Annotated in this window: 20 protein-coding genes; 9 read left to right on the forward strand and 11 right to left on the reverse strand. The window is 65.4% G+C overall.

The genetic code is table 11. From position 1 onward, the window contains the following. Positions 1-25: 25 nt before the first annotated feature. The 3 genes from K408_RS0128695 to K408_RS0128705 all read right to left on the reverse strand — a co-directional run bounded on the left by K408_RS0128695 (position 26) and on the right by K408_RS0128705 (position 4,119). Complete coding sequence (locus K408_RS0128695) at positions 26-1,216, reverse strand: adenylate/guanylate cyclase domain-containing protein (protein WP_024341688.1); 1,191 nt, start codon at positions 1,214-1,216, stop codon at positions 26-28. Between the two features lie 150 nt (positions 1,217-1,366). Next, positions 1,367-1,951 (reverse strand): HutD/Ves family protein, encoded by a 585-nt coding sequence (locus K408_RS0128700; protein ID WP_024341689.1) that lies wholly within the window; start codon positions 1,949-1,951, stop codon positions 1,367-1,369. A gap of 80 nt (positions 1,952-2,031) precedes the next feature. Next, positions 2,032-4,119 carry an adenylate/guanylate cyclase domain-containing protein gene (locus K408_RS0128705; protein ID WP_024341690.1) on the reverse strand — a complete coding sequence of 696 codons (2,088 nt, stop codon included), beginning with the start codon at positions 4,117-4,119 and terminating at the stop codon, positions 2,032-2,034. A 315-nt stretch (positions 4,120-4,434) separates the two neighbouring features. Here K408_RS0128705 and K408_RS0128710 point away from each other — a divergent pair, with 315 nt between their 5' ends. Genes K408_RS0128710 through K408_RS38965 form a run of 4 tightly spaced genes read left to right on the forward strand, consistent with a single transcriptional unit; the run spans position 4,435 to position 7,009 of the window. Continuing rightward, positions 4,435-4,740 carry a BufA1 family periplasmic bufferin-type metallophore gene (locus K408_RS0128710; protein ID WP_024341691.1) on the forward strand — a complete coding sequence of 102 codons (306 nt, stop codon included), beginning with the start codon at positions 4,435-4,437 and terminating at the stop codon, positions 4,738-4,740. 43 nt (positions 4,741-4,783) lie between these two features. After that, on the forward strand, positions 4,784-5,701 hold the full coding sequence (gene bufB / locus K408_RS0128715) for an MNIO family bufferin maturase (protein ID WP_024341692.1): 918 nt from the start codon (positions 4,784-4,786) through the stop codon (positions 5,699-5,701). After that, entirely contained in the window at positions 5,691-6,473 is a 783-nt protein-coding gene (locus K408_RS0128720; protein WP_024341693.1) for an HvfC/BufC N-terminal domain-containing protein, read from the forward strand. The genes bufB and K408_RS0128720 overlap by 11 nt, the downstream gene beginning before the upstream one ends. Next, positions 6,470-7,009, forward strand: coding sequence for a DoxX family protein (locus tag K408_RS38965; RefSeq protein WP_024341694.1), 540 nt, complete (start codon positions 6,470-6,472; stop codon positions 7,007-7,009). The genes K408_RS0128720 and K408_RS38965 overlap by 4 nt, the downstream gene beginning before the upstream one ends. 82 nt (positions 7,010-7,091) lie before the next feature. On the opposite strand, the gene K408_RS0128730 is transcribed toward K408_RS38965, so the two are convergent. The 3 genes from K408_RS0128730 to K408_RS0128740 are packed head-to-tail and all read right to left on the reverse strand — an operon-like array spanning position 7,092 to position 9,175. Then, a complete protein-coding gene (locus K408_RS0128730; RefSeq protein ID WP_024341695.1) occupies positions 7,092-7,937 on the reverse strand; it encodes an SDR family NAD(P)-dependent oxidoreductase in 846 nt (281 codons plus the stop codon). A 1-nt stretch (position 7,938) separates the two neighbouring features. Continuing rightward, the gene (locus K408_RS0128735) at positions 7,939-8,499 is read right to left on the reverse strand and encodes a carboxymuconolactone decarboxylase family protein (protein ID WP_024341696.1); all 561 of its coding nucleotides are present in this window, start codon (positions 8,497-8,499) and stop codon (positions 7,939-7,941) included. Continuing rightward, a complete protein-coding gene (locus K408_RS0128740) occupies positions 8,477-9,175 on the reverse strand; it encodes a TetR/AcrR family transcriptional regulator (RefSeq protein WP_024341697.1) in 699 nt (232 codons plus the stop codon). Before K408_RS0128740 ends, K408_RS0128735 begins: the two co-directional genes overlap by 23 nt. A gap of 167 nt (positions 9,176-9,342) precedes the next feature. Here K408_RS0128740 and K408_RS0128745 point away from each other — a divergent pair, with 167 nt between their 5' ends. The 4 genes from K408_RS0128745 (at position 9,343) to K408_RS0128760 (ending at position 13,106) form a co-directional block, all read left to right on the forward strand. Further along, positions 9,343-10,554 carry an ABC transporter substrate-binding protein gene (locus tag K408_RS0128745; protein WP_024341698.1) on the forward strand — a complete coding sequence of 404 codons (1,212 nt, stop codon included), beginning with the start codon at positions 9,343-9,345 and terminating at the stop codon, positions 10,552-10,554. Positions 10,555-10,582: 28 nt separating this feature from the next. Then, positions 10,583-11,452: an MBL fold metallo-hydrolase gene (locus tag K408_RS0128750; RefSeq protein WP_230646635.1), complete on the forward strand. Its 870-nt coding sequence runs from the start codon at positions 10,583-10,585 to the stop codon at positions 11,450-11,452. Between the two features lie 123 nt (positions 11,453-11,575). Further along, positions 11,576-12,544: a Bug family tripartite tricarboxylate transporter substrate binding protein gene (locus K408_RS0128755; protein WP_024341700.1), complete on the forward strand. Its 969-nt coding sequence runs from the start codon at positions 11,576-11,578 to the stop codon at positions 12,542-12,544. 25 nt (positions 12,545-12,569) lie between these two features. Further along, positions 12,570-13,106 (forward strand): VOC family protein, encoded by a 537-nt coding sequence (locus K408_RS0128760; RefSeq protein WP_024341701.1) that lies wholly within the window; start codon positions 12,570-12,572, stop codon positions 13,104-13,106. Positions 13,107-13,190: 84 nt separating this feature from the next. Here the strand turns inward: K408_RS0128760 and K408_RS0128765 are convergent, their stop codons facing one another. Then, the gene (locus K408_RS0128765; protein WP_024341702.1) at positions 13,191-14,735 is read right to left on the reverse strand and encodes a L,D-transpeptidase; all 1,545 of its coding nucleotides are present in this window, start codon (positions 14,733-14,735) and stop codon (positions 13,191-13,193) included. 266 nt (positions 14,736-15,001) lie between these two features. Further along, the gene (locus K408_RS0128770; protein ID WP_024341703.1) at positions 15,002-16,438 is read right to left on the reverse strand and encodes a lipopolysaccharide biosynthesis protein; all 1,437 of its coding nucleotides are present in this window, start codon (positions 16,436-16,438) and stop codon (positions 15,002-15,004) included. A gap of 347 nt (positions 16,439-16,785) precedes the next feature. On the opposite strand from K408_RS0128770, the gene K408_RS0128775 reads away from it, so the two are divergent. After that, positions 16,786-17,853, forward strand: coding sequence for an endo-1,4-beta-xylanase (locus K408_RS0128775; RefSeq protein ID WP_024341704.1), 1,068 nt, complete (start codon positions 16,786-16,788; stop codon positions 17,851-17,853). 3 nt (positions 17,854-17,856) lie between these two features. Here the strand turns inward: K408_RS0128775 and K408_RS0128780 are convergent, their stop codons facing one another. The 3 genes from K408_RS0128780 to K408_RS0128790 form a co-directional block, all read right to left on the reverse strand. Further along, positions 17,857-18,804, reverse strand: a complete 948-nt coding sequence (locus tag K408_RS0128780) for a DUF6492 family protein (protein WP_024341705.1) — start codon at positions 18,802-18,804, stop codon at positions 17,857-17,859. A gap of 97 nt (positions 18,805-18,901) precedes the next feature. Beyond that, entirely contained in the window at positions 18,902-19,696 is a 795-nt protein-coding gene (locus K408_RS0128785) for a protein-L-isoaspartate O-methyltransferase family protein (protein ID WP_024341706.1), read from the reverse strand. Position 19,697: 1 nt separating this feature from the next. Further along, positions 19,698-23,159, reverse strand: a complete 3,462-nt coding sequence (locus K408_RS0128790; protein WP_024341707.1) for an ATP-binding protein — start codon at positions 23,157-23,159, stop codon at positions 19,698-19,700. Between the last annotated feature and the right edge of the window lie 60 nt (positions 23,160-23,219).

Below are 23,219 nucleotides of genomic sequence, written 5' to 3' on the forward strand. Positions count from 1 at the left end.
CGCGGCGTTTTGCGGCCGTTCGCGCTCACTCCGGATAGGCAAACAGCTCGATCGGTTTGCTGAAGCCGCGCACCTCGTGCTGGCCGACATGCTCCAGCGCGAACTCGTTCTCCACCAGGTCGGCGAAAGCGCGCGAGAGAAGCACCTTCCTGCCGATGGTCTTGGTCAGCGCCTCGAGGCGGGAGGCCATGTTGACGGCCGGGCCGATCACGGTGAAGTCCAGCCGGCTCGATGATCCGATATTGCCGTACATAACGTCGCCGACGTGGACGCCGATGCCGTAATTCAGCGGCGCGCGGCCGGTCCCGTTGTTCCGCTCGTTCAGCGCGGCCATGGCCTGCCGGGCTTCGGTCACGGCATGCAGCAGGTTCGCGCAGGCGTTGGGCTGGCTCAGCGGGAAGATGGCGAGCAGACCGTCGCCGATGAACTTGAGGATCTCGCCGCCATGGCGCGCGATCGGCTCGGACATCGCGTCGAAATAATCGTTGAGCAGATCGATGACGTCGTCGCGCGGCCAGTTGTCGGAGATCTTGGTGAAATCCCTGAGGTCGCAGATCATGATCGCCGCGCGCACCGTGGTGCCGGTGCCGCGCCTGGTGGCGCCGGCCAGAATCAGCTCGCCGGCGTGGGAGCCGACATAGGTCTCCAGCAGCGTCCGCGCCAGGCGGTTCTTGATACGGATCTCGCTGACCAGCGCCAGCACCGGCAACAGCTTCTTCAGGCCCGCAATGTGCGCACCGTCGAAGCCGCCGGGCCGATCGGTCGCGAAAGTGACGAGATGGCGCTTGCCGAGCGTGTGGAGTAGCGGCCAGGCGACATAGTCGGTCAGGCCCTTGGCCCGCATCTCGTCATAGAGGGTGTGCTTGCGGCCCAGCGTGGGATCCTGCTCGAGCCGCTCGCGCACCTCTTCGGCGCCATCCTGGATTTCGCTGGCGGCGCTGCCGATATACTCGGACCGCTCGCGAACTTCATAATCGACCAGCGCGATCTCCGCATTGCGCATCCCGTCGGACCACATCATGCGGGCCCCCAGCCATTGCGGGTGATTGATCAACACGTGCAGCGTCGCGCGCTTCAACGGAATGCCGGCCTGCTGGAGGCGAATGCACATCTGCGCGAAGATGTCGTCGATGAAGCGCTCGTCGCGTGTGCCGTTGGTGAGCCAGTCGACGACGCCATCGGCAGGTGTGGCGGCGTTATTCGGAAGCGCGTTCATGTCCTGCCCTCGAGCGGCGGTCTGCATCGGGGCAGTTATCGTGCTCAGCATTGCCGCGTCAACCTGCCCAATTGCCCGGTTTGTACGCAGTGGCTTGCGGTCGTTGTTTGAGCATGAACCTTCCGGAAAATCGCTGCGCACTTCTGCGGATCAATCGACGATGCGGATCGATCCCAGCACAGCCAGGCCGGATGCGAGGACGAGCTGCGATGGCTCCCCCGTTTCGACCTTCAGCGTGCCCTGGCTCGGGATCGCAAAATCCTCACGGCCAAGACGAACAAGGCAATCGCCGCGCGCGGCGTAGACGAGACGCGTTCCCGCGGCGAGCGGCCGCTCGCCGGGTTCCCTAAGCGCCTCGAGCTCGATCTCGGCCGCCCCCCGCCGCGCCATCAGGTTCACGACCTCGACCGGACCGGCCTCGAGCTCGGTGACAATCTCGAGCTCGCCGGTGAAGCGCACCGTCGTAAAAGGTTCACGCTCGTCGAATTCCTGCGTAGGCGATTTCAGCACCAGCCCGCGCCCGCCGACCACCATCTGCAAGCGGTCGATGCCGGGCATGTAGGAGAACGGGCCGGGCGCCACGATCGGGGTCGAGGCAAAACGCCAGACCAGGCTATCCCAGTCCTTCTGCCGCGCATCGGCCCGGTGGGCGTCCGCGATGTCGGTGAAGGTGCCGCCGCCGTTCTTCCAGGGCGAGCGGGTGTAGTGTTCGGATTTGAGCAGTGTGGTTTTCATGTCCACATCATGCGCGGGACAGACCGGCTTTGCCACCGGTTTTCACTTCAGCCGCTGAATCTCGAGTCGGGTTTATGTCGCTATTTCGACGTCAATGCCGCCACGGGTCGCCAGGCGCTATCAGGCGACGTCGCGGCGAACTGCCGGCATCGGTCACGCATCAGTTCGGCCGGACGATCGCGGCCGCGCTGCTTCAACACCATCTCGAAGTCGGCGAGCGCGTCGGCGAACCGCCGCGCACGATAGGCGGCGAGGCCGCGCTCGTAATTCGCGATCCAGCCGGGGTCCGCCGCTGTCTCGTTCACCATCCCAATCAATTCGTAGGCCGAGAGACCCTCCTCGCGTCCGTAGACAGCGATGCTGTCGACCTCGCGCGTGATGACGGCACCGCGCACCAGACGTTCCGTCGCTTCGCCGATCAGGATCTGCGTGCCATAGGATTTGTTGGCGCCTTCGAGCCGGCTGGCGACGTTCACGGCATCGCCGATCACGGTGTAGTTCAACCGCAGCTCCGAACCGATATTGCCGACCAGCATGCGGCCCGAATTGATGCCGATGCGGATCTGGAGCGGCTGGCCGAGATCGTCGACGAGGCCCGATTGTTCGATCGCCCTGCGGCAGGCGAGCGCAGCGCGGCAGCAGCGCGCAGCGTGATCGGCTTGCGGCTGCGGCGCGCCCCAGAACGCCATCACGGCATCGCCGATGAACTTGTCGATGGTCCCGCCATTGGCGACGATGATCTCCGAGGTCTGGTCGAGATAGTGCGACAAGAGCGGCACCACGCGATCGCCCAGCCGCTCGGACAGGCCGGTGAAGCCGGCGATGTCGATGAACATCACGCTGAGCTCCTGCACGCTGCCGCCGGGGCTCGCCTCGACACCCTGGCGCAGCAGGCCGCGGACGAGATCGGCCGGAATGAATTTGCGGAAGGCGGAGAGGCCGGCCGCCATCTCGGCAATCGCACCCGACAGGCTCGCGATCTCCTTGAGCCGCGAGGGATGACGGCGCACCTGCTCCAGCGCGAATGCCTCGACGTGGCGAAGCTCGCCGACGACGCGCGACAGCGGCGCGGCGATGACGGAGCGCGCCAGCATCGCCGAGCCAAGCGCTGCGAGCACGGCACCGATGGCGAGGCCAAGGATCAGGCGCTGCAACGTCGTCTCGACCGGCCCGAGAAACTCGGCCTCCGGGATCACGGTTGCAAGCGACCAGCCGGGAAACGGCAGCGGCGTCAGCGCCACCTCGTAGGCCGCGCCGCCTGACGTGAGGCGACTGCGCCAGGCTTCCTTGCGCCCCGCTTCACCGGCCTTGCCGAGCGCAAGGCGCGCGAGCGGCAGCAATCTCGTATCGCCACGTGCCGGATGGAGTTCGTCAGCGTCCTTGTCCGGCGCGGCGACGAGCTCGCCGCTGCCGTCGACGATGAAGGCCGTGCCGGTGCGCCCGACCTCCAGCTGCGACAGGAAGCGCGCAAGGCGCGTATACTCGATGATGACGGCAAGCACGCCTTGCCGCTCCTGGTAGACGTCGATCGGCCCGGCAAAGGCGATCGACGGCCGTTCTCCGGACGCATGCTCCGACACCCTGAACCATTGCGGATCGTCCGCGCTGAGCCCGGATTTGAACCAGGCCTGGTCGGCAACATGGAACGAGGTCGGCTCGAAGCGGCGATTGGCGAACTCGATGTCGCCGGGCACGACGTCATATTCGTCGATGCGGCGCTCGCCCGGATGATCCGTCAGCGAGATTTCCATCATCTCCAGGCGGCGATCGCCGAGCTTGTGCGCGGCGAAGAAGGAGCCGTCGGGCCAGCCGAACGCGACCCAGGAGATCGTCGCCTGCGACTGCAATTGCGAGAGGAAGACGAATTCGCGCTTGTCGGCCTCGCGGGTGTCGAGCACGTTCTGCAGGAACAATGTGCGGATCGCGGTATGCGCGGCGCGCGCCTCGTCGACGATGGCCGCGACCTCCTTGCGCACCGCCGCCACGATCTGCTGGTTGATGGTCGAGGCAAGCTGCCGGCTGGTCGCCTCGGCCGTACGCCACCACAACAGGCTGGAGAGGGCTGCTGTCAGCAGGATCGCCGTCAGGACCAGCGCAGACACGGCGAGGCGGATGCTGACCGTCACCCCTGCGATCGCATGAAGCCGTCGTTCGGGATCGACCTTCATCGCTGCCTTCGCCTTACGCGTCCACCCCGGAAGCACTGACAGTGCCTACGTCGCCGGTGCGCGTTCGTTACCTCTCTGGCGGAATCATGGGCCCGGCACCAATGCCCGGCGGCTAATGTCTCGATAGAAGCTCGGCATTGGCTTTGCGCCGACGCCTGCCCGCTAATCCCTCCAAGCGCACCGCCCGTGCGCCCGATCCAACGGGTCTTCACGAACTCGTGAGCAACCTCGTCCGTAACGCCGGCTGCACGCGAGCGAAGGAGACGAAGCGCCAATCGCCTGAAGGGCGATGCCATCTCGAAACAGGAGAATTCGATGTCTGCCAAACACGCCGTTACCTCCCTCGTCCTCGCCGGAGCGGTGTCGACCGCGCTCGCGACCCTTGCCGCCGCCGGTCCGCTGAGCAAGGCCGAGGCCGAAGCCGCCGTCGCCGCCAAGAAGGAAAAGTGCTTCGGCGTCGCGCTGAAGGGCCAGAACGATTGCGCGGCCGGACCAGGGACGACTTGCCAGGGCACCTCGACCGTCGATTACCAGGGTAATGCCTGGAAATTCGTGCAAGGCGGCACCTGCACCAGCATCGAGCTGCCGAACGGCAAGAAGGGTTCGTTGAAGCCGGTGTGACGACCGGCGCGAGGTCGGCCCGAACTGCGAAGGGAGCAGCACGATGAGCACGGCGATCAGGCCCACCTCGCCAACAGCGATGCCGCTCCGCTTTGCACTGCCGATCGGCGGCGTCGCCGGGACGAGCTTCAAGCCCGAGCATCTCCCGGCGATTCTCGAAGCAGGACCTCGGCGCGGCTTTTTCGAAGTCCACGCCGAGAACTACATGGGCGCCGGCGGCCCGCCGCATCGCGCGCTGGAAGCGATCCGCCGCGAGCATCCACTCTCGCTGCATGGCGTCTGCATGTCTATCGGCGGACCGCGGCCGCTCGACAAGGCGCATCTGGCGCGCTTCCGAGGCCTGGTCGCACGCTATCAGCCAGCGCTGGTGTCCGAGCATCTTGCATGGTCCACGCACGAGACCAGCTTCTTCAACGATCTTCTTCCCCTGCCCTACACCGAAGCGACGCTGGCCTGCGTCTGCGACCACATCGATCAGGTACAGGAAGCGATCCGGCGGCCGCTGCTGCTGGAGAACCCGTCGACCTATGTCGCATTTCGCGAATCCTCGATGAGCGAGACCGAATTCATTCGCGCGGTGGCAGAGCGCACCGGTTGCGGCCTGCTGCTCGACATCAACAACGTATTCGTCTCCGCAACCAACCACGGATTCTCGGCGCTCAACTATCTCGCGGACTTCCCGCTGTCGCGCGTCGGGGAAATTCATCTCGCCGGGCATGCCGAGCAAGCCGACGACGAAGGTGATCTGCTGTTGATCGACAGCCATGACGGCCCGGTCGCCGACGCAGTCTGGAAGCTCTATGAGATCGTGATCGGTCGCCGCGGTGCCGTGCCGACGCTGATCGAGTGGGACAGCAGGATTCCCGATTGGCCGATCCTGGAGGCGGAAGCCACGGCGGCCCAGGCGATCCTCGACCGGCGTCAGTCTGCCGTGCCAGCAGGAGAGCGCCATGCCGCCTGAGGCCAACCTGTCCTTCGCCGCTGCATTCGCGCCGGCGCTGCTCGATCCGGCACGCAGCACGCCCTCGCTCGTGACCGGCCCGAACGGCAAGGCTGCCGGCCGACGCTACGACGTCTACCGCAACAACGTCACGGTCAGCCTGATCGATGCGCTGGCCGCAATTTATCCGGCGGTGCAACGCATCACGGGCACCGACTTCTTCCGCGCCATGGCCCGCTTCCACGTGCGCAGCAATCCGCCTGCATCGCCGCTGCTGTTCGAGTATGGTCGCGATTTCCCGGACTTCATCGCGCAATATGAGCATGCGCAGGCCATGCCCTGGCTCGCCGACGTCGCACGCATCGAGCGGGCCTGGCTCGATGCCTATCACGCCGCCGATGCCGTGCCGTTGTCGCCGGCCCGGCTCTCGGCGGTGGCGCCCGATCGTTTGGCCGGTCTGGTGTTCATTCCGCATCCGGCGGCGCGATGCCTGCGCTCGGGCTATGCGGCCGTGACGATCTTTGCGGCCAACCGCGACAACACAACGGTCACGCGCATCGATGCCTCCAAGCCGGAAGATGCCCTGATCACGCGGCCTGAATTCGACGTCACCGTGCGCCGCCTTCCGCCCGGCGGAGCCGTGTTCGCGAGCCGCCTGATATCGGGACGCCCGCTCGGCGAGGCCGCGGCGGCGGCGCTGGAAGCTGCAAGCGACTTCGACATTGCCGCGAACATCGCCGGGCTGATCGAAGCCGGCGCCTTCACCTCGCTCGCCGACGGAGACCGATCGTGATCACAGACCAACCCATGAGCACCGGCGGCAGCCTGCCGTCGCCTGGAGCACTCATCGCCAAGTCAAATCGTCTGATACAGGCGCTCGCAAAGCCGTCGCTGGTCCAGCTCGTGCTGCGCATTGCGCTGGCCGTGCCGTTCTGGCGCTCGGGCATACTGAAATGGGACGGCTTCCTTAGGCTCAACGAGACGGCGGTGACGCTGTTCAGCGACGAATTCATGCTGCACTTGCCGGGCGGGCCCTATCACTTTCCGGCACCGACGATGATGGCATTCCTGTCGGGCTCAGGTGAGATCATGTTCCCGATCCTGCTGGTGCTGGGATTGGGCACACGGTTTGCGGCGCTCGGGCTTCTGTTCATGACCGTGATCGTCGAGCTCACGGTGCCCGACGGCTGGCCGATTCACCTCACCTGGGCGGCCATGGCACTCGGCATCATGGCTTACGGACCCGGGAACGTCTCGCTCGACCATCTCATTTGTCGCGTCCGTAGCCCGGATGGAGCCAACGGGCCGGCGCGAAGCGCCGCCCGATGACAGGCTCCGCGCAATCCGGGGCAGCTCGCGCGATGAGGTAGCGGCCCCGGATTACGCTTTCGCTCCATCCGGGCTGCAGGCCTTACATCCCGCTCAGCCCGCTATCCACGGCGAGGGCCTGCGCGGTGACGTAGACGCTTTCGTCCGAGAGAAAGAACAGCACGGCATAGGCGATCTCCCAGGCGGTTGCCTGGCGGCCGAACGGGATATGACCCTTGCCGCGGTTGGGGCGGCCGGCACCGGCTTCGCGGCCGTTCGGAGTGTCGACGAGGCCGGGATAGACGAGATTGGCGCGGATGCCGCGGCGCGCGCCGAGATGGGCGATGTTGCGCATCAGGCCGCCGAGCGCGGCCTTGGAGGAATCGTACACCGCCATCTGGGAGCCGGCCTTCAGCGCGGCGATCGAGGAGATGAAGACGACGGCCCCGCCGTCGTTGAATTTGGGCAGCGCCGCGCGGCAGCACAGCATGGGGCCGCGGACATTGACGTCGTAGATCCTGTTCCACTCCTCGGGACTGACGGCATCGAGCCCGACCTTGCCGAAGGTACCTATGTTCAGCACCATGCCGTCGAGTCCGCCCATCATGCGACGGGCTTCCTCGATCATGCGCTGAACGTCCGCTTCGGACGTGACGTCCGCGGCGATGGCGAAGCCCTCGCCGCCTTCGTCGGTGATGCAACTGACGGTCTGCTCGGCAGAGGGGCGATTGAGATCGGCGACCGCGACCTTCGCACCTTCGCGTGCGCATAAAATGCTCATGGCGCGGCCGTTGCCGATCGGATCGGTGGCGGCGTCGAAGACGCGCTGGCCGCCGCCGACGATGAGGATGCGGCGCCCTTTGAGGCGTCCCCTGCCCGGCGCCTCGCCTGATGATTCCGCGCTGGGCGGGCGGATGTAGCGTTCCGGCCTGCTCTCGGTTTCCGCCATCTCAGCCGCCCGGCCTCTTGCCGCCGTCATAGACCTTCATGCCGGCGGCGGGATCGAGATCGGTTTCGGTCGCCTCGGTGAGGCGCGCCATCATCATGTAGAAGCCGAGTGCGACAATGGATTCGACGATCTCCTGATCGCTGAAATGCGTTCGCACGGCAGCGAAAGTGGCCTCGGGCACGCGGACGTTCTCGACGACCTCGCGGCCGAACTCGAGCAGCGCACGCTCGGCTCCGCTCAGCGCGGCCGCACCGTAGTCGCCGCGCTCGACCGCATCGATCTGCGCCTGCGTACAGCCGACGCCGAGCGCGATCGGAACGTGCTGGCGCCATTCATAGGCGCCGCCCTCCAGCTGGGCGGCCTGGAGGATCAAGAGCTCGCGGTTGACGGCCGAGAGCTTCTGCTTGTGCAGGATCGAATTGCCGAGCCGCATCGCCGGGATCATGTTGGCCTCGGCATGAGCCATCATGCGGAAGATGTTGAGCTTGACCGGCATGCGGTCGAACGAAGCGCGGATGTCGCCGCTCGTCGTCTCCGGATCAATCAGGGGCAGCCTTGCCACGGTTCTCTCCCTTGGGCTTTCGTTTCTTGTTGTCGGCGTCGTTGCCTGCCGCGATCAGCGACAGGAAGAAGGCGAGATAGCGGTCGATCGCCTCGATCACCTTTGCTCGCGGCGAAGGCGCCGCACCCATCACGTAATGTTCGAGACCGATGTAGATGAGCCCGGCCGCGAACAGGCGTGCGGTCTCGCGCGGGTCAGTCGTCGAGATCAGACCGGCGAGCGCAAAGCCGCGAAAATAGTCCGTCATCAGGCTCTGCTCGCGCGCGTAGAATTGATCGGCGAACTTGGCCCGGATGCCGGGGACGCGGTTGCGCTCGGCGGTGATGACCTTCTGGAACTGGTGCTCGCGCGGATCGGACCATTGCTCGACGAGGTCGAGCGCGAACTGCCGGCAGAACGCGGCGGGTTGACGTGCGAGCTGCTTGTAGCGCGGCTCCTCCAGCCGGCTCGCCGAGCTGGCCGGACCGTGCTCGGCCACGATCGCCTCCAGGATCGCGGCCTTGCCGGCAAAATGGTTGTAGAGGCTGCTCTCGCGGATGCCGACCCGGCGCGCCAGCTCGCGCATCGAGGCGCCGCCATAGCCGCTCTGCGCGAACAGGTCGAGCGCTTCGGAGAGGATGCGCTCGCGGGTCGTGGGCGCAGCCGCGTCCGCCGCGCTGGAGGTAGGGACAGCCATGCCGCTTGACTAACGAACGATCGTTCGATAGTCAACCGTACGAACGATCGTTCGTCTCGTCATCCTGCTGGGAAATGATCGTGGCCCGCAAGTCCAGTGCGGGCGCTGTCATCGCGTTTCAACTCCGCTCCATCGAGAAGCGGGGAGCAATTTCGGGGAGATCTTTCATGGCGCGCCTTGCCCGTCTTCGCCTGGCCTCGGCCTGCATCCTTGTGCCGCTGCTCGCAGCCGGCACCGCGTCCGCCCAAAGCGCAAAACACGATCCCGGCGCCGACGACAAGACCATCAAGATCGGCACCACCGCGCCGTTGAGCGGGCCGGTCTCGGCCTTCGCGCAGATCGCGAAATCGGCCGAGGCCTATTTCCGGAAGGTGAACGACGAAGGCGGTGTCAACGGGCGGCGCATCCAGATGATCATCGCAGATGACGCCTACAGCCCGCCCAAGACGGTGGAGCAGACCCGGCGGCTGGTCGAGAGCGAAGAGGTGCTCCTGATCTTCGGCGGTGTCGGCACGCCGACCAACAGCGCCGTGCACAAATATCTCAATGAGCGAAAGGTGCCGCAGCTCTTCCTCGGATCGGGCGCGGCGAAGTGGGACGACCCGAAGAATTTCCCGTGGACCGTCGGCTGGCAGCCGACCTATCGCGACGAAGCGATCGCCTACGCCAAGTACATCAAGGCGAGCCACGCCAACGCGAAGGTCGGCGTGCTCTACCAGAACGACGATCTCGGCAAGGACTATCTGAAGGCGCTGGAGGAAGGGCTCGACGGCGGCGAAGCGATCGTCGCGCGGGCGGCTTACGAGACCTCGGCGCCGACCGTCGACACCCAGATCCTGCAGTTGAAGACCGCGGGCGCGGATGTCGTCCTCGTCGCGGCGACGCCGAAATTCGCGGCACAGGCGATCCGCAAGATCGGCGAAATCGGCTGGAAGCCGGTCACCATCATCTCCAACGTCTCGGCCTCGATCAGCGGCGTGCTTGAGCCGGCCGGCAAGGACAACTCGACCGGCGTCATCTCAAGCCAGTACCTGAAGGACGCGACCGACCCCGCGCTGAAGGACGATGCCGGCTACAAGGAATGGCTCGCCTTCATGGACAAGTACATGCCGGACGGCAACAAGAGCGACTGGCTCAACGTCTATGGCTACACAATCGCGCAGACGCTGGTGACCGTGCTGAAGGCATCAGGCAACGATCTCACCCGCGCCAATGTCATGAAGCAGGCGACCTCCATGAAGGACGTGCGGCTGCCGATGCTTATCAACGGCACCGCGGTGAGCAATTCGCCCGAGCGCTTTACGCCGATGACGAGCCTTCAGCTCATCCGCTTCGACGGAACTCGCTGGGTGCCGTTCGGCGGTCTCCTGAAGAATTGAGCCGATGCGGCAGGTGAGGATCGGCAGCATGCGGATCGATCTCGTCAGCGAGATCCCTTCGCTTGCCTTCGACAAGAGCTGGCTATTCGCGAACGTCACCGACGCCGTGATCGCGGAGAACCGCAGCTGGCTCGATCACCGCTATATCGAGCCGGAGACCGGCCGCTTCATCCTGAGCCATCACTCCTATCTGGTGCGCACGCCGAGCTGGACCGCGATCGTCGACACCTGCTGCGGCAACCACAAGCACCGGCCGCGCGTGCCGGCATGGAACGGTCTCGACCGACCCTATCTCGAAAACATGCGGGCGCTCGGCGTTGCCCCTGAAGAGGTCGACTTCGTGATGTGCACGCATCTGCATGTTGACCACGTCGGCTGGAACACGCGGCTCTGCGACGGTCGATGGGTGCCGACCTTTCCCAACGCGCGCTATCTGATGGGACGGGACGAGTACCGGCACTTCGAGGCCGCCCACAATGCCGCGCCGGCGACACCGGTGAACCACGGCTCGTTCGAGGATTCCGTGCTGCCGGTGGTGGCGGCCGGGCTTGCCGAGTTCGTCGCGACCGATCATTGCGTGTTCAGCGATCGCGATGCGGCCGTGCGTTTCGCGCCGGCGCCGGGACATACGGCGGGCAACATGCAGATCCACCTCAATGGTGGCCACGAACACGCGGTGATGTCGGGCGACGTCATCCATCATCCGATCCAGTGCGCCGCGCCCTGGCTGTCCAATGCCGCCGACGTCGATCCGGCCGCGGCGCTCGCAACCCGGATGGCCCTGCTGGAGGAGCTTGCGGACACGCCGAGCTATCTGCTGACCGGCCATTTTCCGGCACCGACCGCCGGGCGCGTGGTCCGGCACGGCGATGCCTATCGCTTTCGTTTCGAGGATTAGCCGTCGTGAGATCAATTCAGTCGGCACCGAAGATCACCTCTCTCCGGCGCGGACAGGTGGTCGAGTTCTTGGCTCGCATTCAATTCCAACCAACGCTCTTTCTTGCTTGAGGGGACCCCGATCATGAAGCTCAGCACCGTCACGCTCTCACTGTTCGCGTCGTTGATCATGGCGGCGCCGGCCCGCGCCGAGGACCCCGCGTCCTACCCCACCCGCAAGATCCGGATGCTGTTGCCCTATGCGGCCGGCGGCGGCGGTGACGTGGTCGGCCGGCTGCTTGCGGACAGCATGGGCAAGGCGCTGGGGCAGAGCATCTATGTCGAGAACCACACCGGCGCTGCCGGAACGCTCGGCACGAAGATGGTCGCGACCGCTGCGAATGATGGCTACACCATCACCCTCGGCGGCATGACCACCCATGTGCTGGCGCCCGCGATCTATCCGAAGCTGCCCTACGATCCCATCAAGGATTTCACCACAATCGGCCGCGTCGGCACCTCCTCGATCATGCTGGTCGCGACCAGGAATTTCGCCGCCAACGACGTCAAGGGCCTGGTCGCGCTGGCCAAGAAGGGCGAGCCGATCCAGTACGGCAGCTGGGGCGTGGGTTCGACCGGGCAATTCTGCGCGGAGATCCTGATGCAGCAGACCGGCATCAAGATGGACCACGTGCCGTTCAACGGTATCGCAAAGCTCGCCGGCGACCTGCTCGGCGGCCACATCTCGCTTGCAACGCTCGACATGGCAACTGCGACGCCGCTGGTGAAGGACGGCTCGATCAAGGCGCTGGCAGCCTGCGGCGAACGTTCGCCGAGCCTGCCTGACGTCGCCAGTTACAAGGAACAGGGCGTGCCATTCGACCGCAATCTGTCCTGGGCGATGTATGCCCCGGCGGGCATCGCGCCTCCGATCGCACAGAAATTGTCAGCGGCCTTGAAGGAGGCGCTCGGCGACGAGGTGGTGAAGCAGAAGCTCCTGGCGCTCGGCATCACGCCCCAATTCGTCCCCGGCGAGGAGCAACGCGACATCAACGCACGCGACATCGCGGCCTGGAAGCAAGTCGCCAAGGGCGCGGGCATCGAGGTGAAGTGAGCAGGTTGAGAAGGGGAGCGCGGGCATGAGCCGCATCTTCGGCGCGGTGCGCCAGAACGGGTATGTGGTGCGGGACATCCACGCCGCCATGAAGCACTGGATCGAGGTGATGGGCGTAGGTCCCTGGTACTACATGGACCGGGTGAAGACCGATTGGTTCCGCCATCGCGGCCAGGATTCCGCCGTGGAGATGAGCATTGCGCTAGCCAATTCCGGCGATCTTCAGATCGAGCTGATCCAGCAGCGCAACGATGCACCTTCGCTGTACAAGGAGTTTCTCGACGCCGGCCAGGAGGGGCTCCAGCACATGTCGTACTGGAGCCATGACTACCAGGCGCTGTACGACACGGCGCTTGGGCTCGGCTACAGGATCGGCCATGAGGGCCAGATCGGCGGCGACAGGGGACGCTTTGCCTATTTCGACACGCAGGCCCATCCGGGCACGGTGATCGAGATCTCGGACATCAGCGGCGCCAAGGGCCCGTTCTTCGAGAAGGTCCGGCTGGCCGCGATGAACTGGGACGGCACCCGGCCGGTCCGCGAAGTCGGCGGCCGTTCGTAGGATCGATCGCCGGCTTGGCCGAATCTTGCAACTGGAGCCTCGACAGTAGGGATCGCAGCGCAAGGGCGAAGCGCGCGGCGTCCCTTACCAGAAGCCGCGCTGGAACGGCTGCGCCGGCTGATAATACTGATACTGGCTGCGGCGGCGCGGATTGCCTTGCTGGACGTAGGGATCACGCGGGTAGAAGAAGCCGAAGCCGTTGTCCCATCCGTCATCGCTGGCGACCATGGCCGGCGCGGTCGGCTTGCGCGTGATGAAGCCGCCCTGCGGTTCGTTGCTGAGCACCGCGACGAACTCGGTCCGGTAATTGGTCTCGTTGCTCAGCGGCTCATCGGAGATGACGATCGACGAGCGCGGCAGCGCGGTCGGTCCGATCCGATCCCACACGTCCTGCGGGATGGTGACCCGGTCGAGCGCGCTCCTGGCCTCATCGCCATTCTCGATCGTCACCACGCTCCAGCGCAGGCCCGTATCGGTCTTCGCCATCGCCGTGAAGATATGCGTTCCGATCGGCTGCTCGGGATTGCGGATGGTGACGGGGACCTCGATGCTGGCATCGAACACCTCGCCGCCGCCGTCGGGCGCCGGCTTGTGCGTGTTCCGCCGCACGTAGAGCTTCTGCGTCGCGCGGCTGATGTAAACCGAGACCGGCTCGCCGGCGAGCTTTGCGTCGGTCGCCGCCTTGACGGCGTCGGCTTTCCTGGCTGCCGCCGCCTTCGCGGCGTCCTTCGTGGCGGCGACCGCATCGCGCTTCGGCTGCGCCGCGGCCATGGCGGCCTCGAGCTGCGTTGCCGCGTCGGCAGCCTTGGCCTCGGCCTTCTGCTTCCGCTCCTCGGCCCTGGCGCGGGCCTGATCCGTCTTGGCATTGGCGAGCGTCTTGTCGGCGAAGGCGAGCTCGGCGTCTGCGCGGGTCTTCTGCTGCCCCAGCTTGCGCAGCGTGGCCGGCAGCGCGGTAGCCTCCTTCGCGGCGGCGGACGCAGCTTTCTTGGCCTCGTCGGCCGCCCTGGTGGCCTCCTCCGCCTCGGCGGAGAGCTTGTCGGCCCGGCCGGGCACGGCCGCGATGGCCTCCGGCTTGGGCACGAACAGCGAGGGATGCGAGATATCGGTCGGGACCGTGTCGTGCGGCGAGACAATCACGCGCATCCCGATATAGGTCCTGTCGAACACGTTCTCGGCAAAGCCGAACGGCATCCGCACGCAGCCGTGCGAGGCGGCATAGCCGGGCAGCGGTCCGCCATGCAACGCGATGCCGTTCCAGGTGATGCGCTGCATGTGCGGCATCCAGGCATCGTCATACATGCTCGAGCGATGCTCCCGGTTCTTCTCGAGGATGGCAAAGACGCCAGCCGGGGTCTCGCGTCCCGTGGTGCCGGTCGACACCGGCGCGCGCACGATCCAACCCTCGGCATCGTAGAAAGTGATCTGCTGGCTCTTGATCGAGACGATCGCCATGATCGGCTCGCCGGCCTGGCGGGGCGCGACCGCCTCGGCGGCCTGGCGCTGCTGCTTGGCCGCGGTCGCGGGGGCCGCGCCCACGAATGTGGCAAGCGTCGCGAGCGCAACCATTCCGGCAGGCCGGAGACGTCGCATCGCCTTGGTGAATTGCGCCGTCGCCAGTTGATTTTTCATGCCATCCTCGGTCGAGCTGCCAGCCTGCTGTTGTCGCTCACGTGCAGATTGGAATCATTGCTTAAGAAATCGCAGCCGCCTTACGTTCCGTCTGTGGCGGGATTCGGTACGTTCGAGCGACAAATCTCTCATATACGAGGGTTGGCACAGGCGGAAGGCGGGCTTCGGCCGAGGCCGGCCCGAAGCTGGGCTCGATCGCTGCGGCAGAATGTCCGGATCACCTTTTGGTGCAGCCGTCCCGGCCGAGCGGGGCGGATGGTCCCTCGCTAGACGCCGAGCGCCTTGCGGTTCAATGTTCGCAGGAAACGCAGCGACAGCGTTCGCACGTTCGCAACATTCAGCAGCCAGGCCGCGGCGGCATAGGCGAGGCCGCCGGCGAGACTGACCATGACGAGCGGCACGAGGCCGGTGCCGCCCGCTTGCGATCGGGCCATCAGGATCGCGGCGGCCATCGCGGCCGCGGAGACGGCAACGCCGGCGAGGCGATTGAGCTCGAACGGGACCGGGTGGGCCCGATGCATCAAGACGACCGCAACGAGCAATCCGATCGCCTCGGTCGCCAGCGTCGCCAGCGCCGCGCCGTGAAGGCCATAGCCGGCGATCAACGCGAACATCAGGACGACGCTGATCAGCAGCGTGAGGAAGGATTGCGCCGCCAGCATGAAGGGCCGCTCGGCAAGCTGGAAGCTGATCTGCACGTAGAACTGATTGGCGATACCGAAGAGGCGGGCCAGCACCAGGATCGGCAGCAGCGCCGAGACGCCGGCGCGGAAGTCGACGCCGACGAGCGTGCCGGCGACCTGGTCCGCCGCAAGCGCAAGCCACACCGCAACGGGTGCGACGACGACGAGCAGAAGCTCGAGGCTTTCGGTCAGCCGCTCCCGCGTCGTCTCGCTGTTGTTCTCGGACAATGACCGGAACACCAGCGGCACGGTCGCCGCGGCAACGCTGGAGGCGATCATGACCATGAACTGGCGCGGCAGATCGGCGGCAACGCCGAAGATGCCGGCGGCATCCTTGCCGAGCAGATAGGCGACGATGAGCCGGTCGCTGGCCGAATAGACCGCAACGGACAATCCGGCCAGCGTCAGCGGCAGGCCGTAGCGCGCCAGCTGCATGAACTGGCTGCGCTGGAAGCGTGCGATCCTGGTGCGGTCGCCGACGAGATTCATGATGATGCCGGCGAGCGATCCCAGACCGAACGCGGCGAGCAGCCCCAATCCACCCCAGCCGAGCCAGATGCCGAGAAGACCGAAGCCGACGCTGGAGACGCTGCGCACGATCGAGATCGCCGCGAACCGGTAGGGGCGCAACTTGGCGCGCTCGAACTCCTGGCCGACGTCGACCGCGTTGGCCATGATCGCCACGAACATGCTGGCGAGCAGCAGCCCGACGCTGACGTCGCTGCGGAACAGGAAGACCAGCGGAGTGGTGGCGCAGAGCACTGCGGCCGTCAGGGCGAACGCCACGATCGCCGTGCCGCGAAAATCGACGTCCGCCGACATCGCCTGATAGCGCGACACCGACAGCTTGATCCAGGCGAAGAAGATCGCGCCCAGAATGCCCGCAAGGCTGATGCCGACCACATAGACGCCGTACTCCGCCGGGCTCAGCAGCCGCGTATAGGCCGTGACGGCGAAGAAGCCCACCGCCGCGGGCAGGATGTAGGCGACCAGGTAGATCGAGAAATGACGATTCAGCATGCGATCAAGGGACCGGCGGCGGTCTTGCGAGTGTGGTCGATCCGATCGGATCCTGGCGGCGAACGAAACGGCGCCGCAGCATCTCTCAAGAATGTCACATTAGTCTGCAGATCGGGCGGCGAATGAGGCCTTGCGGCCGCTTTCGCGCGTTAGCGTTAAATTTGCCCTGTGCCGAACCGGCGGACCGGTCATCGAAAAGAAACCATGTTCCGGGCGATCTCCCGCGTTCGGCGCGGCCGTAACACACACGCGCCGAAGGTTCCGAGTTAACCCAACAACATGAAACCCGGGCGGTGCACGGCGCCGCTTGGTACGAAGGCGCGTTGGTTGCAAAAGGAACGCCCAACGTGGTCAGGCTCGATCGACGCGAATTTCTCCTCGGCAGCGCCGCAGCCCTCGCGGCGGGCGCATCGGCGTCCGCAGTGCCGGCGTCGAAACGCGCCCAGCGTCGTCCCGGCTTTGGCGCTGCGGCCACGTTGTGGGATCTGCAAGCGGATCCGCGGCTCGGCGAGGCCATCAGCACCTATTGCACGCAGATTGTGCCGGTGCTCGAGCTGAAATGGCCGATGCTGCGGCCGGATGCGCACACGTTCGCTTTCGAGCGCGCCGACGCGATCCTGGATTTCGCGCGAGACAACGATCTCTCGATGCGCGGCCACGCGCTCGCCTGGTATCATGACATTCCGGACTGGACCAAGCAGATCAAGGACACCAAGGGCGTCGAGCGCGCCTATCGCGACCACATCGGCACCGTCGTGTCCTACTACAAGGACAAGCTGACATCGTGGGATGTCGTGAACGAGCCGATCCCGGACAATCCTCGCAGTCCGAAGGACCGGCGCGACACGTTCTGGACGCAGCATCTGGGTCAGAGCTGGATTCCGCTGGCGTTCCGCACGGCGGCTGCGGCGGACCCCTTCGTCAAGCTCGCGATCAACGAATACGACATCGAATCGGCGAAAGACTCGTTCATCGCCAAGCGCGCGGCCTATCGCAACCTCATCATGGATTTGCTCGACCGGGGCGTTCCGCTCCACGCGGTCGGGCTGCAATCGCATCTGCACGCCGAGCTCGAGATCGACACGCACGGGCTCGCCGAATTCGTTACCGAGCTGCGTTCCTGGGGACTCGATGTGCTCGTCACCGAACTCGACGTCGACGACCAGAAGCTGGCGGGTAGTCCGGCGGAGCGCGACGCCATCGTCGCCAAGCGCGTCGACGACCTTCTCACCGCAATCTCGGTCAGCGGCCCGGTCCGCTCGATCCTGACCTGGGGACTCTCGGACCGCTACAGCTGGATCAACGGCACGTTTGCCCGCAAGGACAAGCAGCCGAACCGCCCCTTGCCGCTCGACGGCGAGTTCAAGCCTAAGCCGTTCATGGACGTCATCAGCAAGTTCACGAACGAGGCTTGAAGGCTATCGCATCTTCGGCGTTTCGAACGCGGGCGCATCTCCGACGTGATCGGGAGCCAGGCCCGGACTGCGACGATCGCGCGATGAGAGACGGAACACGTCGCGGATGTCCTCGACCGAGGTTGACGAATAGGACTGGATGCAGAGTGCAACCTGCTCGGGGGAGGCCGCATGCATCATCGCTTCGATGGCCGGGCGGTCAAGGGGCGTGTCATCCCAGTGCGAGACTGCAATGCTGTCTTCGGTGACCCGATGTCTCGCCAGATGGTCCGGCGAATTCGCGACGAAATTCCCGTAAAGCAGATATTCGGAGAATTTCTTCTTCCGGCACAATGCCAGAGCCCAGCTCAAGCCCGTGGCCGACTTGATGGCGCCGACCATCGCACGCACCGTGTCCTTGTCCCAGACCAGCGCGTTGCCGACATAATCGTCGGCCGGGAACGAGCGCTGCTCGATACCGAGAAGCTGATCGACCGTGCGGAGCCAGAGGCCATGCAGCGGATGATCCGCCCCGATCGCCTTGGGCGCGACGAACAGCGGCGTCTTCTCGGCGCCTGCATATTGGCGGACGTCGAATTCGCGGAAGAAAAGATTGTCCGAGTCGAGAATGCAGACGCGCTGCTCAGGTGCATTCAGGACGCCGGCGATCTTCAGGATCTGCTGGATATGCCAGCCGTGCACCGGTGAAGACAGCAGCGACAGCCAGATGCGCCGGTTGCCGAATTGCAGCGCCGGCGGCAGCGCGAGCAGCCATTTCGGCAGATAGCGCGAGGCCGGAACGATAACGCGCCTGTCGGAGACGAACGGTGCGAACAGCGGCACGTCCTCGTCGTTCACAAGCACATAATGCCGCGTGAATCCCGAGAGCCAGGTGTCGATGCTCTCGCTGAGGAGCGAGAAACGTTCGATATCCTTGGCATAGCTGGCAGTCAGCAGTGCAACGGAATGCATGGAGCGCGCTCAAGAATTGCCATCAGGCCGCACTCATAGCGGCAATGGGGAGCGTTGGAAACTTGCTATCGCAATCAAGGTAAAATGAAACGAAGAATTAACCATCCGACGGCAGCCCTTGCGCGAGACCGCGAAAGCGCAGCGGTGCCGGGGCCGATGCCCGCTGCCACCAATCGGCGACCCGGTCGTCGAGGGCAGTCACACCGCGCCCCTGGCCGGGGAAGATGCGAATCTGCTGGATCGCCTCGGCCTCGAAACGTTTGGCCTTCCGCGTGATCTTGATCGCGGCGCCTTCGCGATCCCGCTGGGTCAGCGGCACCAGAAGACGGCCGCGCGGACGCAGCGACCGCAGCCAGAGCGGATGCGGGTGCGAGAAACCGGCATGCACAATGATCACGTCGGCGGGTTCGACGACATCCTTGCATCCGTCGCCATGGACGACCGTGACGTTGCCATAGCCGCGCAAATAGTTCCCCGCTCGGGCCGCGAGCCGCTCATCGCATTCGATCGCATGCACGTGGCCCTTTGGGCCGACCATCCTCGACAGCACCGCGGAGAAATAGCCGAGGCCGCAGCCGATCTGCACGACACGCTCTCCCTGCTTGACGTCGAGTATGTCGATCAAATGCGCCCACAGGCTCGGCAACCCCGTGTCGAGCTTGCGACGCGCGTCGATCGCGACCAGCACATTGTCGTAGAGATGGACCGGATCTGCATCGGGCGTCAGCCGGTAGCTGCGCGCCGCCTCGTCCTTGATGCGCCAGGGTCCGCGCGGCAGAAAATCCTCACGCGGAACGGCAGCAAGCGCATCGAGCAGGCGCTTTGAGGAAATCAGCTCGCGCCTGGCAATCAATCCCACATAGCGCGCACGTGCGGCGGCAATATCCCGCATGTCACAGATCGGCCTGCTCGCGAGCGGGCGCATCCGCGCCAAGCTCGTTGACGAGCTGCATCGCCTGCTTCAGGTCCGCCGTGTAAAGGCCCTCGCTGAATTTGGCCACGATCGGCACCAGCAGGAGTCTTGCGTGCTCGCGCTTGCCGGTTTCAAGCGACAGGCGCGCAAGGCTGACGGCGGTGCGGAGCTCCCAGGACAGCGCACCCTGCTTGCGTGCGATCTCCAGGGATAACTCGAACAGACCTTCGGCCTCCTGCACCGAGACCGGATCACCGTCCGACAGCGTGATCTCGCCCTGCAGGCGATGGACCTCGGCGAGGTAGGAATGATCGCCCGTGCGCCTTGCCGTCGCGAGCGCACCATCGAGGGCGCGCAGGGCGGCCTCGCGCAACCCAACCTTGGCATAGGCTTCCGCGAGCAGGCAGCGGAACCAGCAGCCGGCCAGCCAGGAATCCATCGCCTCGTACTCGTCGAGGCCGAGGCGCATCTGGCGGAGCCCTTCGTCGGCGTCGCCGAGCTGAGCCAGCGCCCAGCCGCGCAGGATCGCCGCCTGCTGCTTCCAATGCAGGAAATTGTGCTCGGTGGCGATGATCATCGCGCGGTTGGCATGGTCGCGCGTGCCCTCGACGTCGCGCAGATGCTGACAGAGATAGGCACCGAACACGAGAGCGAAAGCGAGGGTGAAGGGATGCCGGATCTTCTCCGCATTCGCGATCGCCTGCTCGCTATGCTGGCGTGCTGCGTCGGGGCGACCAAGGAACCACAGGAGATAGCCGAGATAGGACAGCGAGACCACTCCGGGATCGGTGCCGTGTCGCTCCATCAGATCGGAATGCAGATCCGGGCTGTAGAGGTTGATGCACCGGTGCAAATGATGCTGGGATGCGGCAAAGCGCCCACGATAGAGCATGGTCATCGCGATCGAGCGGTGCGCTTCGATCAGGTATCCGGTCTGCTGCGCCGGCTGCGCCCGCTCGTTCAGTCGCGCGCGCTTGGCGAACCTCAACAGCTCGACGCTGAGTTCGTGCGCGCGGGTCAGATCTGCGCGGATGAAATGACAGACCCAGAGGCCGCGGGTCGCAGCGAAGGCCTTTTCGTCGTCGTCGAGCTGATAGCCGAGCTCCAGCGCGCGGGTATAGTTCTCCTCGACTTCCTGCACCGCGTAGCCCTTGGCGGCAATCAGCGCATTGCCGAGCGCAATGCGCAGCTCGAGCTCCATCTCGTCTGCGCCCTGCATGCGCGCATTGGCTTGCACGACCGCGAGGCCGCGGTGCAGATGGCCGATCGCCTCCAGATTGGCGCCGCTCTTGGCGGCCTGCTTGCCGGCCTTGAGCCAGAAGCTCGCAGCGCCCTCGCTCTGGCCGGATTCGGTGAGGTGATGGGCGAGCAGCTCCGGTTCGCGATCGGTCTTCTCCGGGTACATCTCGACGAGCACCTGGGCGATCCTGGAATGCAGCTTGCGCCGCTCGCTGTGTAGCAGGCTGTCATGCGCGGCGTTCTGGATCATCACGTGCTTGAAGGAGTAGAGCGCGTCCGGCGGATGGCCGCGGCGGATGATCAAACCCGCCTGCTCCAGATGATTGAGTGCCGCCTCGATCTGCTCGGCCGGTGTATTGGCGACGGCGTGCAGCGTCTCGTAGGAGAACTCGCGGCCGATCGTGGCACCGATCTGCGCAATCCGCTTGAACGGTCCCATCCGGTCGAGCCGCGCCATCAGCGAGTCGGTCAGGGTTGCCGGGATTGCGAGTTGCCGCCAGGGCCCCGACAACACATAGCGCCCGTGGCGCTCGGTCAGGAGGTTGGATTCAAGGACGGTCTTCGTCAGTTCTTCCAGGAACAGCGGCACGCCGTCCGTCTTGACGATGATCTCCTCCACGACCTCCTTGGGCAGCTCTCGACCGGCGACACGTTCGACCAGAGTCGTGCGAAGCTGCCGGCTCAGACGGTTCAGGACCAGGGTGGTGATGTGCGAATGGGCGTTCCAGCTTGGCTGGAATTCGACGCGCGCGGTGATGACGACCAGGATCGGGCGGTTCTGTACCCGCTCGACCAGCAGGTCGATCACCTCGCGGGACGTCGGATCGATCCAGTGCAAATCCTCGAACGCGATCACCAGCGGCATGTCGCGTGCAAGGCCGAGGAAGTGGTTGACCAGCGCCACAACGGTCGCATCCTTCTGCTGCTGCGGCGACAGTTCGAGCGGCGGATAGCGGTCCCCCGTTGGTATCGACAGCAGAGCGGCAAACAGCGGCGTGACTTGCTCGATATCGCCATGAGCGGCAGCGATCGCTTTTTCGAGGCTCGCCAGCGACAGCGCTGACGTATCATCGCGATCGAGGCCGAGCGAGAACTTGAGCTGCTCGACGAACGGATGGAACGCGGTGGAGGTGTAGTAAGGCGAGCACTGGAGCGAAACCTGCCCATGGCGGTCGCCCGATATCCGCTCGAAGATCTCCTGGATGATACGCGACTTGCCGATGCCGGGCTCGCCGAACTTGACCACGACCTGGCCGTCGCCGTCCTTGGCCTGCTGCCAGCGTCCCATCAACAGCGCGATCTCCTCCTCGCGGTTGACGAGGGGCGTCAGCCGCGTGCCCATGGCCGCGGCAAAGCGCGTCTCCACCCGCGAGGCGCGCACCACGTGCCAGACCTGCGTCTTCTCGGAGATGCCCTTCAAGTCGTGGACGCCCAGATTGCGGTAGTCGAACTTCCCCTTCAGCAGCGACTGCGTCGAAGCGGAGATCACGACGCCATTGGGCGGAGCCAGGGCTTGCAGGCGCGCGGCGAGGTTGACGGTTTCTCCCACCGCGGAGTCGCGCTCCTCGGTGCCCTGCCCGACGAGATCGCCGACCACGACGAGGCCGGTCGCGATTCCGATGCGCACGGCCGGCGAATGGCTCGGCGCACCACGCGGCTCGACCGCGCGCGCGCTCGACAGCGCCCTCACGATTTCCAGCCCGGCGCGCACCGCACGCTCCGCATCGTCCTCATGGGCGGATGGATAGCCGAAATAGACCAGGATACCGTCGCCGACGAAACGCGCGGCAAAGCCCTCGTAGTGCTTGACCACGCGGACACAGGTTTCGCGGAAGCCGGCAATCATGTCGCGGACGTCTTCCGGATCGAACTGCGTGGAAAGCAACGTCGAATCCACCATGTCGCAGAACATGGTGGTGAGTTGGCGCCGTTCAGCACCGACCTCCGCCCGCGCTTGTGGACGCACCGCTGCGGTGGGCGATTCCGCCGTTTCCGCCTGAAACAACGCCGCCATCGCCCGCTGGAGCCGCTTGCGATCGCCGAGCGGCAATCCGAGCTCGATCAGATCGGGTTCGGTCAGGTCCCCCATGACGTCGAGATCGAGACGATGCTGCGCGAACAGATCGCTGTAGCGGCCGAGGCCGATACCTTCGAGCCAGCGTTTCAGCTCGCCTTCTCCCGTGCCCGGCTCATTCTCCAGCATGGTGATTCTGCCCGACCATCACTCCGTCGAAGGGCTTAGAGCCCCTCAACCACAGATATT

The organism is Bradyrhizobium sp. in8p8, assembly GCF_000426845.1.
Lineage (GTDB): Bacteria > Pseudomonadota > Alphaproteobacteria > Rhizobiales > Xanthobacteraceae > Bradyrhizobium > Bradyrhizobium japonicum_C.

Excerpts from the sequence above, each read along its gene's own strand:
- K408_RS0128695 (WP_024341688.1), bottom strand. The coding sequence starts at position 1,216 with ATGAACGCGCTTCCGAATAACGCCGCCACACCTGCCGATGGCGTCGTC.
- K408_RS0128700 (WP_024341689.1), bottom strand. The coding sequence starts at position 1,951 with ATGAAAACCACACTGCTCAAATCCGAACACTACACCCGCTCGCCCTGG.
- K408_RS0128705 (WP_024341690.1), bottom strand. The coding sequence starts at position 4,119 with ATGAAGGTCGATCCCGAACGACGGCTTCATGCGATCGCAGGGGTGACG.
- K408_RS0128710 (WP_024341691.1), top strand. The coding sequence starts at position 4,435 with ATGTCTGCCAAACACGCCGTTACCTCCCTCGTCCTCGCCGGAGCGGTG.
- bufB (WP_024341692.1), top strand. The coding sequence starts at position 4,784 with ATGAGCACGGCGATCAGGCCCACCTCGCCAACAGCGATGCCGCTCCGC.
- K408_RS0128720 (WP_024341693.1), top strand. The coding sequence starts at position 5,691 with ATGCCGCCTGAGGCCAACCTGTCCTTCGCCGCTGCATTCGCGCCGGCG.
- K408_RS0128730 (WP_024341695.1), bottom strand. The coding sequence starts at position 7,937 with ATGGCGGAAACCGAGAGCAGGCCGGAACGCTACATCCGCCCGCCCAGC.
- K408_RS0128740 (WP_024341697.1), bottom strand. The coding sequence starts at position 9,175 with ATGGCTGTCCCTACCTCCAGCGCGGCGGACGCGGCTGCGCCCACGACC.
- K408_RS0128745 (WP_024341698.1), top strand. The coding sequence starts at position 9,343 with ATGGCGCGCCTTGCCCGTCTTCGCCTGGCCTCGGCCTGCATCCTTGTG.
- K408_RS0128750 (WP_230646635.1), top strand. The coding sequence starts at position 10,583 with ATGCGGATCGATCTCGTCAGCGAGATCCCTTCGCTTGCCTTCGACAAG.
- K408_RS0128755 (WP_024341700.1), top strand. The coding sequence starts at position 11,576 with ATGAAGCTCAGCACCGTCACGCTCTCACTGTTCGCGTCGTTGATCATG.
- K408_RS0128760 (WP_024341701.1), top strand. The coding sequence starts at position 12,570 with ATGAGCCGCATCTTCGGCGCGGTGCGCCAGAACGGGTATGTGGTGCGG.
- K408_RS0128765 (WP_024341702.1), bottom strand. The coding sequence starts at position 14,735 with ATGAAAAATCAACTGGCGACGGCGCAATTCACCAAGGCGATGCGACGT.
- K408_RS0128770 (WP_024341703.1), bottom strand. The coding sequence starts at position 16,438 with ATGCTGAATCGTCATTTCTCGATCTACCTGGTCGCCTACATCCTGCCC.
- K408_RS0128780 (WP_024341705.1), bottom strand. The coding sequence starts at position 18,804 with ATGCATTCCGTTGCACTGCTGACTGCCAGCTATGCCAAGGATATCGAA.
- K408_RS0128785 (WP_024341706.1), bottom strand. The coding sequence starts at position 19,696 with ATGCGGGATATTGCCGCCGCACGTGCGCGCTATGTGGGATTGATTGCC.
- K408_RS0128790 (WP_024341707.1), bottom strand. The coding sequence starts at position 23,159 with ATGCTGGAGAATGAGCCGGGCACGGGAGAAGGCGAGCTGAAACGCTGG.